Source organism: Pantoea sp. Seng (assembly GCF_009829935.1).
In the GTDB taxonomy this organism is placed as follows: Bacteria; Pseudomonadota; Gammaproteobacteria; order Enterobacterales; family Enterobacteriaceae; genus Pantoea; species Pantoea communis.
Window position 1 is genome coordinate 19,916 of sequence record NZ_SZZV01000020.1, and the last position, 11,635, is coordinate 31,550.

The 11,635-nt window shown below is 48.9% G+C and carries 10 protein-coding genes; 4 read left to right on the forward strand and 6 right to left on the reverse strand.

Annotated elements, in window-relative coordinates; genetic code table 11:
• The first annotated feature begins 13 nt into the window (after positions 1-13).
• Together FD737_RS19030 and FD737_RS19035 are read left to right on the forward strand one after the other, a co-directional pair.
• A complete protein-coding gene (locus FD737_RS19030; RefSeq protein WP_160834293.1) occupies positions 14-3,079 on the forward strand; it encodes an NACHT domain-containing NTPase in 3,066 nt (1,021 codons plus the stop codon).
• Positions 3,080-3,189: 110 nt separating this feature from the next.
• Positions 3,190-3,966, forward strand: a complete 777-nt coding sequence (locus tag FD737_RS19035) for a DUF3750 domain-containing protein (protein WP_160834294.1) — start codon at positions 3,190-3,192, stop codon at positions 3,964-3,966.
• A 253-nt stretch (positions 3,967-4,219) separates the two neighbouring features.
• Here FD737_RS19035 and FD737_RS19040 read toward each other — a convergent pair whose 3' ends face one another.
• Entirely contained in the window at positions 4,220-4,399 is a 180-nt protein-coding gene (locus tag FD737_RS19040; protein ID WP_034825711.1) for a hypothetical protein, read from the reverse strand.
• Positions 4,400-4,615: 216 nt separating this feature from the next.
• Here FD737_RS19040 and FD737_RS23970 point away from each other — a divergent pair, with 216 nt between their 5' ends.
• Both FD737_RS23970 and FD737_RS19045 read left to right on the forward strand, forming a co-directional pair.
• Entirely contained in the window at positions 4,616-4,864 is a 249-nt protein-coding gene (locus FD737_RS23970) for a hypothetical protein (RefSeq protein WP_071845604.1), read from the forward strand.
• Between the two features lie 10 nt (positions 4,865-4,874).
• Positions 4,875-5,369: an AlpA family transcriptional regulator gene (locus tag FD737_RS19045; RefSeq protein WP_160834295.1), complete on the forward strand. Its 495-nt coding sequence runs from the start codon at positions 4,875-4,877 to the stop codon at positions 5,367-5,369.
• Position 5,370: 1 nt separating this feature from the next.
• Here the strand turns inward: FD737_RS19045 and mgtE are convergent, their stop codons facing one another.
• From mgtE to ppk1, 5 genes are all read right to left on the reverse strand, one after another.
• Entirely contained in the window at positions 5,371-6,804 is a 1,434-nt protein-coding gene (gene mgtE / locus FD737_RS19050) for a magnesium transporter (protein WP_160834296.1), read from the reverse strand.
• 126 nt (positions 6,805-6,930) lie between these two features.
• On the reverse strand, positions 6,931-7,119 hold the full coding sequence (locus tag FD737_RS19055; protein ID WP_034825717.1) for a YfgG family protein: 189 nt from the start codon (positions 7,117-7,119) through the stop codon (positions 6,931-6,933).
• Between the two features lie 150 nt (positions 7,120-7,269).
• A complete protein-coding gene (gene tehB / locus FD737_RS19060; RefSeq protein ID WP_160834297.1) occupies positions 7,270-7,869 on the reverse strand; it encodes a tellurite resistance methyltransferase TehB in 600 nt (199 codons plus the stop codon).
• A 27-nt stretch (positions 7,870-7,896) separates the two neighbouring features.
• Positions 7,897-9,420: an exopolyphosphatase gene (gene ppx, locus FD737_RS19065; RefSeq protein ID WP_097118593.1), complete on the reverse strand. Its 1,524-nt coding sequence runs from the start codon at positions 9,418-9,420 to the stop codon at positions 7,897-7,899.
• A gap of 5 nt (positions 9,421-9,425) precedes the next feature.
• Positions 9,426-11,486 (reverse strand): polyphosphate kinase 1, encoded by a 2,061-nt coding sequence (ppk1, locus tag FD737_RS19070; RefSeq protein ID WP_097118592.1) that lies wholly within the window; start codon positions 11,484-11,486, stop codon positions 9,426-9,428.
• Between the last annotated feature and the right edge of the window lie 149 nt (positions 11,487-11,635).

Below are 11,635 nucleotides of genomic sequence, written 5' to 3' on the forward strand. Positions count from 1 at the left end.
GTAAGGACACATAATGTCTGGGAATCAACGGTTTGTTTTGTTTATGTTGGTCTTTTCTGTGGTAGCAGTGAGTTCTTCACTGTTTATATCAGGATTTTATTCTCTTATTCTTGCTGTCTTTATTATGTTGATGGTCTTTTTGCTTCGACCCCTGGTCATGCCAGCAGGCTACGGCGCCAATAAAATTCGCATGGTATGTCTTACTGGTGCTTTTGCGCTGGTTGCTTCTTGGGGGGGATGGGTTGGTTATGCAAATGTAATTATAAAATATTTGCTCAGTCTTCCACAATTCGAAGGCGCCCCATCATGGTTAAAATCATTATCCTTAGGGAATCAACCTTCCCCAGCATTACTCATATTTATTTTTGGTGTTATTTTTGTTGTTAATTACTTTATGCGTGATAAATCAATTAGCGGGGGCCATCCAGTCCCGCTAAAAGACGATTTTCCTGAGGAAAGCTATAAAGCGAAGCAGGAAGCATTTTGTGCAGCATTACTGCAAGATATAATAACGATTGACCGTGCGACAAACTGGAGTCCGGCGTATTACACTGAACTTCAAGCTGAGGTAGAAGTTTCTTCATCTTCTGGGGTTTATTCGCGAAGAAGAATAATAAACCTCCAGGATGCAATCAGAAAAGATCGAAAAACTCAGTCTTTTTTAATCTTAGGTACGCCGGGTTCAGGCAAAAGCGTTGCGTTAAGAAAGTTAGCCAAGGATATGCTCTCTGAATCGAAAAAGACCAATAGAATACCAATTTACATTAACTTGAGAGAGTGGGTTTCTGAAAAATTAAATAATGAAGAACGAGTGAGTTTTGACCTAAAAGATCTTGAGTCATTTGTGATTGAAAATGTGAAAAATCGTGGAGATGTCTTCACTGAAGAGTTTGTTGATCACTATTTTAGAAAGCTTTGGCGTTCCGGTCGATTATTTTTCATCTTTGATTCGTTTGATGAAATTTCAGAGTTGCTTGATGCGGATGAAAACTCGGATGTGATTAACTCTTTGTCGAGTGTAATTTCCCGATTTATCTCAACCCATCCTCTGTCCAGAGGGGTGCTATCTTCCAGGATTTTTAGAAGGCCTACTGACGCATTTTTAGCGCAAAAAACACTTGAAATCAGACCTCTTTCTGAGACAGGTATTGTTGAAGCATTAAGCCGCTTCCCAAAATTCAGTCAAGGAGTTAAAGGGGTTCTGTTCCGCGATCGCCCCGATTTAATTCCACTGGCCAGAAATCCTTTTGTAATGGCTCTATTAGGATCATGGATTGAAATAAATAATGCACTACCTGCAAATCAAGCCCAGATTTTTAAAGACTATATATTGAATCGATTAGAACTGTGTAAAAATAGATTGGATAAGGCTGGGTTGAAGATTGATGATGTGATTTCGGTATCAACTGATATAGCTTGGTTTGTTTTTTCATCATCTAATTTCGGCTTGGAAGCTCCAATAAAAGTCATTAGCGAACATTTCAAGTCTGATAAAGTAGATGCGGTTCTTAATATTTTGGATTATGCCAGAATTGCAAGAGTAACTTCAGGTGAGGAAAATTCATTTGCGTTCGTTCATCGCAGGTTTTTAGAGTATTTTGTTACGTTAAGACTTTTGAGCAAACCCGATGAGATTCCCGTTTCTCACATACCCACAGACTCTCGTGGTCGAGATGCTTTAGTCTTATATGCACAGTTATGTGATAAGCTTGAAGCACAAAGAATTGCAGACTTATGTTGGCATGATATTAAAGCCAGTTTTTCTGATGCTAGTTTAAGGTTGAGAGCCATTCACTGCTTGCGATTTTTAATCGACGCTTTCAGTTCCCGAAGAGAAGTCATCAAACCTTTCGAAAATGATCTTAATGATTTTGTTATGGATCATATTACGCACGGTGAAAGTATTATTCTGGCGAAAATATGTCTGGAATCAACTGGCCTGCTTTCAGAATCCAAAGCCACGCCTATTTTGTCAAAAGCTATCGTAGGAAATGATATTTGGCTCCAGGAAACGGCATTCCGGTCATGTCGTCATTTACCCAAAATGGAAGCGGGCCTGGAAAATGAAATTAAGAATTATGTAATGAGCATACCAGATTTAAATTATTGGTTTGGGCGTAAGAATACTTTGCTGAGCTTATCACTTTCTGATTCATTGCGAGGGGTATACAATGCAGCTAAAGTGAGAATTTTTAATATTAAGCTGTCATTTTTTTCTTTTATTCTCGCGTTAATCCTCTCCCCTATCCCAATAGTCACCGGTGTGGCTTATGCAATAGGCATAGCTTTGATGTCTGTTATATTCCCCAGGAAGTCACTTTTAAACAAACGTCGTCTACTTGCGGTGCAATCCGGTCATGAAAAAAATAGAATGTATTTTCTAGATTCACTAGGGCGGAGTGTTTCATCAGATATAGTCGTTATAAGTCGGTATATGATGGCTCTGTCGTTGTTTGTTTTTGGTATAATGTCGTATGTGAAAGCTGATAATGAATCGTTCATGAGTGTTTTATGTGCAATTGATATTTGTCATCAAAGTAATTTATATGTACTTGTAATAAATATTGTTCTTGGTTTTTTAATTTTGGATTGGTTGCAAGTAATGAATACCACAAGGTTATTCTTAACCGCAATGTTTGGTTTTAAAAGATTCCTTCTTTTCTCTTTGTTTTTATCAACGGCTGTTTTTTTTGCTTGCCTCTTTATTTGGGCTGTGAAGTTTCTTGTTAGATATAATGGATTTATACAAGTATTAAAGGTCGTGGTTATATTGGCTGTTTTAATTGTAATGGCTAGGTTCTTAATCCAATCCGTTAAAATAATGAAAATGCATCTTAAAGATGTATTGGTGTTACGTAAGTTACAAATACCAAAAAATGTGACACGCAGAGAAATCGCCGAAATGTTTATGGGCCATCTAACCATTTATGGCCAACTAAAATTTGTCAGCAAGTTAGAAGAAGCCAGAGTATCAATATCGGGAGAGTGGCCTTCAGAATTCAAACTTTCAATAGGATTGGGAGACGGAATCACAGCACTGGCCAGATTGGAAGAGCGCTGGCTTAAACTGGATAGATAAATCTCGGAGCATTTAGCGCAAGTCGTCAATTACAGCATAGTTGGTGAATACAAACTCACCTGTCACAGGGCATGATGGCAGGTGAATTGCTACTCATCAGGATGCCGTCGATGCTGCCTTTGAAAGCCTTTTTTCTGTCGTTTCTCTGTATTGTGCTGCTCTCTCTGGCTGCAAGCCTGGCTCAGGCCACACTCACGGGTGAATTGACCACTGAACGTGGCGGATGGGCCACCGCGCGGCGGGATTCGGCTGGGTTAGCGCCGGACCCACATCAATATGCCAATCTGGCCATCGTGCAGGTCTATGCCGCGCCCACATATGGCTGGAAGGGCGCTGTCGCGGTGCATCCGTGGATTATTTTCAAACGCGCGGGTGAGACCGAGTACAACCGTTACGAAGTGATCAGCTGGGGCAGTGGCGACAAGGTGCGTCGCAACGCAAACCTGCCGGACGGATACTGGTACGGCGCGAAACCGCGTTTACTGGTGGAGCATCGCGGCAAGGAAGCAGAAGCAATGATTCCGCAGATCGAAGCGGCGATAAAATCTTACCCATGGCCAACGACCTATCACGCGTGGCCGGGACCGAACAGCAACACCTTTATGGCACACATTGGCCGTGAAGTGCCTGCGTTGAAGCTGGATTTGCCTGCTAATGCACTAGGCAAAGATTATCGCTCTCTGCTTCATCCCATTGGATTACCACCGTCGGGGCGCGGATTACAGGTGTCCTTGCTGGGTGTGTTAGGCGTTACCCTGGGTGCGGAAGAAGGGCTGGAAGTGAATGTGTTGGGATTGAATCTGGGGCTGGACTTCACGCCATTAAAACTGCGCTTGCCGTTTATTGGCGGTATTGGGCAAGATAATCTGCAAAAGGACAATCCGTGATTGTCTGCGTTCACGTCGTGCAATAAATTGCGTAATGCCATTCACTTAAGCCAGCGAGTGCGTCTCTAACCTGGTACGCATGAATGCGCACCTTATGAAAACCGCACCAAACAATGTAAGGGCGTCATTAACCGCACCGAGCAGCGTAGCGCGTCATTCATGGCGAGCAAAACCAGGCATTACACAATAAATTACGCCGCTATGGCAGGGCGCACTGACCAGTAGCGGCGCTATTTATCGCGTAACGGAAGAATCAGCACACGCCGAAATCGCCTTCTTCGTGATACAAATTCACGCTATCTGCTCTGACTTCGATCTCACGTTTGATGGGATCGTCAATACGTGCACACCATAGCAACTCCCCTTCAACCCGTGTGACCTGCATCTTTGGGCCACCGGTCTTCGACTGCACAAAATCATCAACTTTAAACATGCTGTTTCTCCCTCAGGTCAGTGATAGCGCTAAGTGTATATGCGCTTGAACTCAGGTGCGCTCGATTTTGTGCGCTGGTATCCAACCTCAAATTAAATCCGGGATCACAGGACACTTGTTGTTCTCTCACGCCTTAAATGCTGATGACATAGCATCTGAAAACTGAAGGTGGTTGTCAGTTGACAACCTAATGTTTAAAGTATAAGGTGGCATGCAATGTCAGAAAGGAAGCGACACCCGCACAAAGAGATTGAAAGCGTTTTACGTTATGCAGAAGTTCAGGGATGGAAAATTGTGCAGGGTGGGCATCATGCGTGGGGAAAAATGTATTGCCCGGAGAATTCAGCAGAGTGTCGATGCGGTGATTTCTGTATTACCTGCATTTGGAGCACGCCTAAGAGCCCTGAAAATCATGCCAGGATGTTAAAGCGAGTGGTGGATAACTGCTCAAGAGTGAAACGATAAGGATGTAAAAATGGAATTTGAATTCACGTTACGTTTTCAGTTGAGTGACGCTGTTTCTGATGACGAAGCCCTGGAGCGACTCGGTGCTGCCGGTTGCACTGATGCGCTGGTGGGTACTGGCGTAGCCGGTAAATTGAGTCTGATGTACTGCCGGGAAGCGGAGAGTGCGCAGCAAGCGATTCGCGATGCTTTAGCCGAAGTCATTCAGGCTTTACCCGATGCCGAACTGATTGAAGCGGCCCCCGATCTGGTCGGCCTTACGGATATCGCCGAGTTGATCGGCGTATCGCGCCAAAATATGCGGAAGTTAATGCTCACTCACAGCCCGCAGTTTCCACGTCCAATTCATGATGGTAAAACCGCGCTGTGGCACCTTATCGATGTGGTCGAGTGGTTAAATCAACGCGGTTCATCCCGCGTAACACCGGGCATCAGCGAACTGGCGCACGCAACGTTGCAACTCAATTTGCAGCAAGCGCTGCAACGTTACGCGCACTGTCTTTGATTTAATGGTGCAGCAAAAACACCGTTGCCAGACCGAGGAAAATAAAGAAACCGCCGGTGTCGGTGATAGCGGTGATCAGCACGCTGGAGCCTACTGCCGGGTCGCGTTTCATCTTGGTCATGATCAACGGAATCAGTACGCCCATGAGCGCCGCCAGCAGCAGGTTAAGCACCATCGCCAGCATCATCACGCCACCGAGTTGCATATTGTCGTACATCAACCAGGTGATGCTGCCCATGATTCCGCCCCAGAATAGCCCGTTAATCAGGGCAACGCCGAGTTCACGTACCACCAGAAAGGAGAAGTTACCGGGTTCCACCTGATGTAGCGCCAGTGCACGCACAATCATGGTGATGGTTTGGTTACCGGTGTTACCGCCAATCCCGGCGACGATAGGCATCAGCGCCGCCAGCGCCACCAGTTGAGAAATGGTCTCTTCAAACAGGCCAATTACGCGAGAAGCGATAAATGCGGTACACAGATTGATGGCGAGCCACGCCCAGCGTTTACCCACCGCTTTGCGCACCGGCGCGAACACGTCCTCACCCTGGCTGATACCGCCCATCTTACGAATGTTACTTTCGTTCTCTTCGTTAACCAGATCGATCACGTCTTCCACGGTGATACGGCCAATCAGCTTACCTTTCGCATCAATAACGGCGGCAGAGATCAAGTTATAACGCTCAAAGGCACTGGCTGCATCTTCGGCTTTGTCGTCGAGCTGAAAGGTGGTCGGGCGCGCATTCATCACGTCAGAAACCAGCGTCTTTGGCTTGTTGAGTAAAATGTCGGTGAGTGTTAACTCACCCAGCAACTGATTCTGTTCGTCAGTAATAAAGATTTTATCGGTACCATCCGGCATGCTTTTGCGCTTGCGCAGAAAGCGCTGCACGGTGGCGAGGGTCACGTCAGATCGGACGGTCAGAATATTGAAATCCATCACCTGGCCCACGCGGTCGCGATCAAGCTCGATCACTTCCAGCAGGCGTGCACGCAAGTTTGGCTCCAGCGTGGTGAGTAAACGTCCGGTTAAATCACGCGGCAGATAGCGAGCCAGATATACCTGATCGTCGATGTCCAGCGGCTCAATAGCGTGCAGAATCTCGCGATCAGTCATACCTTCCGTCAGGCTGGCCCAGACGGTTTCAGAGGCTTCGACCAGCACGCGACCGCGCTGTTCGGAGGGCACAAGGCGCCATAATGCCAGACGCTCTTGTTCAGGTAGCGCTTCGAGGATATCCGCTAAGTCAGCTGCGTGCAGTTGATGCAACTCTTCTTCCAGCTGATGGCGCCAGTCGGTGATCTCCCGCAGCTCAGCGGCATTGAGATCGATAGATTTATCCAGCAGCACATCAACGAGATCGTCCTCGCTGAGGAGCAGGTGCAAGATGCGCTGACGGATTTCAGTTAATTGTTGTGCATACGGAGCAGACATAACGCGTCCCTTGTGTCTGTAAAGTCAGGTCAAAGTGTAGCGCGTTGCGGGTAATCAGGGCGCATTAAGCAGCATTGTCACAATCGGGCAATGTGAAGCGGCAAGCAACGATGACCCGCAACTTCCTTAGCGCGAATCGCTGGTGCTCAGTGTGGTGACCGGCTCAGGTGCGGCTTTTTTTTGCTGATGATGCTCAATCGCACCGGGGATGATGAAAATCAGACGGCCAACCAAAATGAAGAAACTGATCAGCAAAATAATGCGAGTCATGGTACCGGTTTTGGGACGTCTTCGTGCTGGGATGGCGCTGTTCACGCGGGGTGGTTCCTGTAAATGCCCGGCTGGGCGATGGCAACATTTAGTCACAGTTAGATCGTTAGGTCAATTGCTGTGTGAAAAATGAGCAGTAATGGTTAAGGGTGCGTTGATCAAAATCAGATGGGGCCGCATTTCGCGGCCTCGTCATCAATAGCTGGCTTTTTGCGCCAGTAGCGTGGCGAAACGGTATTTGATGCGATCGCCGTTTTCATCACGACGATGCAGTTCACCGATTTCCTCGTTGTACTTCACGATGTGCCAGTCGCGATAGTAATGGCTCAGCTCGCCGGATTTGAACGTAAACGGGAAGTTCTGCGAGTTGGGATAATCATCCGTGCTCATCGCCGCCACAATCAGGTTATAGCCATATTTCAGCGTACTGGCCTGCATATCGGCAATCAGCTGTGGGATGGATTCCGGTTGCAGGAACATCATCACCACTGTTGATAGCACGAACTGATAGCCACCGTTGAACCGCACCTGGTTGAGATCGCACAGTTCCGTGCGAATGTTCTCCAGATTCTTTTCCTGAATAATGCTATTCAGACGCTCAAGGCTAGCGGGATTGCTGTCCCAGGCCGTCACGTCAAAACCATGCTGATTCAGGAACAGACTGTTACGGCCCTGGCCGCAGCCGAGGTCTAACGCTTTGCCCACTGCCAGTTTTGGCAATGCAGCCAGCACTTCGGAGTGGGTCGGTGTCAGACCGTATTTTTCCGCGAAATAGTTATCGGGACGTGTTGTCATAGTGATACAGCGGGCCAGCAGCCCGCATTACTCCTCTTCCAGCGTCAGTTTCCAGCCGGTGACATCATTCCAGTAGGCTTGCTCACGCTCCAGATCCAGCTGTACCAGCGTATTCTGGCTCAGATAGCCACGCGGGAAAGTCAGCGTCCAGTTGCTGTCATCCGCCTTGAGCTTGAGCGAGTCCGGCTTGGTGGTGGCCTGGCGCTGATTATTCAGCAGCGTACCCAGACGTAACAGGAACACCATCGGCAGGAACTGTTTCTTTTTGAACAAGGTGAAACGTGGCATCTCATCCTGCTTCACCGCTTTACGGTGGTAGCGTACCAGCATGGCCAACAGCATCTGTTGATCCTGATTAAAACCAGGCATGTTGGAGTTCTGCAGGATGTAAGCTGAATGGCGCTGCATGCCGCTGTGATTGATGGTCAATCCGACTTCATGCAGCAGCGCAGCCCATTTCAGCAGCGCGGAGAGCTGTGGATTCGCCAGCTTGGGATTTTGATCCAGCCACTGCAGATAAAGCTGCTCGGTGGTTTCCAGCACGCGGCGTGCCTGATCGCTATCGATAGCGTAGTGGTTAGCCAGACTTTGCGCGGTGCGGCTGCGGATATCCTGATGGCGGAAGCGACCTTCCATCTCATACAGCACACCTTCACGCAGCGCGCCGTCAGACAGGCGCAGTTCGCGAATTGCCAGCGCATCAAATACGCCACACAGAATCGCTAACCCTGGCACAAACACCGCTTTACGCTCTTCCGACAAGCCCGGCAGGCTCAACGCATTAAACGACTTGTGCTTCAGCACCTCAGAGACCAGCATCTCCAGCGTTTCCGGCGTGATCAGCTTCTCTTTCTCACCCATTGCCATCAACACTTCGCAGGCTGCTTTGATCGAGCCTGAAGCGCCGAGCGCATACTGCCAGCCGTGCAGACGATACTGCCAGGCCATGGTTTCAAGCTTCTGCGCTGCGGACAAACGCGCGCGACGGAAGTGTTCAGGCGAAATTTCCCCTTTCGGGAAATAGAGATTGGCAAAGCTGACACAACCCATGCGGCGGCTTTCCACCAGCTGCGGTTCAAAATCCTCACCGATCACCAGCTCGGTTGAACCGCCGCCGATATCGATCACCAGCTTGCGGCCTTTTTCCGGCTGCGTATGCTCCACGCCCATGAAGATCAGACGGGCTTCTTCATTGCCAGAGATGATCTCGATCGGATAGGGGATCACCTCTGCGGCGCGCTGCAGGAACTCTTCGGCATTGGTGGCGATACGCAGCGTGTGCGTACCGACGATAGTGACGTTTGCCGGGCTGAACCCCTGTAAACGCTCCGCAAACAGCGCCAGGCAGCTCAGGCCACGCTCCATCGCCTCATCGCTCAGGCGATTTTGCGCATCTAACCCATCGGCCAGATGCACGCGCTGTTTCAAACGCCCCAACACTTGCATGGCGCCATCGACCACACGGGCAATGACCATGTGGAAACTGTTTGAGCCCAGATCGATGGCAGCAAATTCCTGCGGTTTCGGCGTACTTTTATGGGAAATTGGCATAGGCGTTATTCGGGTTGTTCCAGTTTCTTGATGTAATCGTAAATCGCCAGCTGCGAGCGCACCTTCTTGCGATTGCCGCGCGGAACATAACGGTTACTCAGTTCTTTGTCCACGATGCGCGCTTTCACGGTATCACTCAACAGAATGGCAATGATATCCAGAATGCGCTGCTTCACGCGGGGATCAAGGATCGCCACGGCCACCTCAATACGGTGATCGATATTACGCGTCATCCAGTCTGCGGAAGAGAGATAAACCTTTTTCTCGCCGTCGCTCTCAAAAATATAGACGCGGTCATGCTCAAGATAACGGTCAACGATGCTGGTAATACGAATATTTTCGCTGATGCCCGGTAAATCAGGGATCAGAGAACACATTCCTCGCACCAGTAAATTGATCTTCACGCCCGCAGATGACGCGGCATAGAGGCGATCCACCAGGCCGTTATCGACGAGGTTGTTGATTTTCAGTGTAATGCCCGCCGGTTTTTTCTGCTGGGCATTGGCGATCTCGGCATCGATCAACTTATACAGCATGTCGCGCGAGTTCTGCGGCGACACCAGTAAGTGTTCGAACGTCACCGGACGATACGGGTTCTCAATAAAGTTGAACACGCGGCGCACTTCATTGGTGATGCGCGCATCGGCGGTCAGCAATGAATAGTCAGTATAAATGCGTGCGGTTTTTTCGTTGAAGTTACCGGTGCCGATATGCGCATAACGCACAATCTCATCGCCTTCACGACGTGAAATCAGGAACAGTTTGGCGTGAATTTTCAGACCCGGCGCGGAGAAGATCACGTGCACGCCCGCTTCGGTCAGGCGTTTTGCCCAACGAATATTGGCTTCTTCATCAAAACGCGCCTGCAGCTCCACCACCACTGTCACTTTTTTACCGTTGTACGCCGCGTGGATCATCGCATCCATGATGCGTGAGTTTTTAGCGACACGATAAATGTTGATCTTAATCGCCAGCACGCTTGGGTCGAACGATGCCTGACGCAACAGCTCCAACACGTGCTCAAAGGTGTGATACGGATAGTAGAGCAGCACATCGCGATTACGGATGGCATCGAAACCGTTACGGAAGCCATCAAAGCCGATGTGACGGATTTGCGGCAGCGGACGGTTTTCCAGATTGGCTTTGCCGACGTTCGGGAAGCCAATAAAGTCTTTAAAGTTGTGGTAACGGCCGCCCGGCACAATCGAATCGTAGTTCGAAATCGACAGCTTATGGCGCAGCATTTCCACCATCGCATCCGGCATATCACGCTGATACACAAAGCGCACCGGTTCTGCGTTAAGGCGCTGCTTCAGGCTGGAGGACATCAGTTCCAGCAGGCTTGATTCCATCTCGGTAACGAGGTCATATTCAGCATCGCGCGTCATCTTCATCGAATAAGCATTCAGCGCATCGTAATCGAAGAAGCCTTTGAAGATCTCATCCAGGCAATAGCGCAGGATGTTATCCAGCAGAATCATCGGCTTGCGACGACGCGGTGATTCAGCGGGTAAATTGACGAAACGTGGGACCTTGTCAGACGGGATTTCCAGCAGCGCGTAACGAATATCGTCGCCGCGAATAATCTCAACCGCCAGATAGGTGTAGTCGTCTTTGAGGAACTCAATCAGATCGGTGTCGTGGTTAATCAGAATCGGCGTGACGTGCTGGCGTAATTGATGTTTGAAGTAATAGCGCAGCCACTCTTGCTGATTCGGCGACAGCTGGCGTTCGTTAATCAGAAAGATCTGATTACGTGCCATCTCCAGCAGCAGGTCGTTGTACAGTGCATCGAATTCCTGATCCGATTTCTGCACCCGCAGCTGAATTTTTTTCAGGATATGACGAAGGGTCGTCGGCGTGCCCTGTTCCTCACCAATCAGAATGCGACGTTTCAGATCGGCGAAGCGCACTTTGTAGAACTCTTCGAGATTGTTGGAATAGATTCCCAGGAAGCGCATGCGCTCGATTAGCGGGTTCGTTTTGTCCGCTGCTTCCTGTAATACACGTTCGTTGAAGCTTAACCAGCTTATTTCTTTTTCTATATACAGCTTTTCCTGACCCATTCTGACTCCGTGAGGCTGTTGCTGGACGGATTGTCCGGCGGGAAAATCGCAAAAATGCGCCTCCGCTCAGTGTCCGTCACCATTATGGCGAGAGTATGGCAAGCTTGTCCAACGCCAAAGGTTGTCTTATCAATCAGCTACGGGCAACA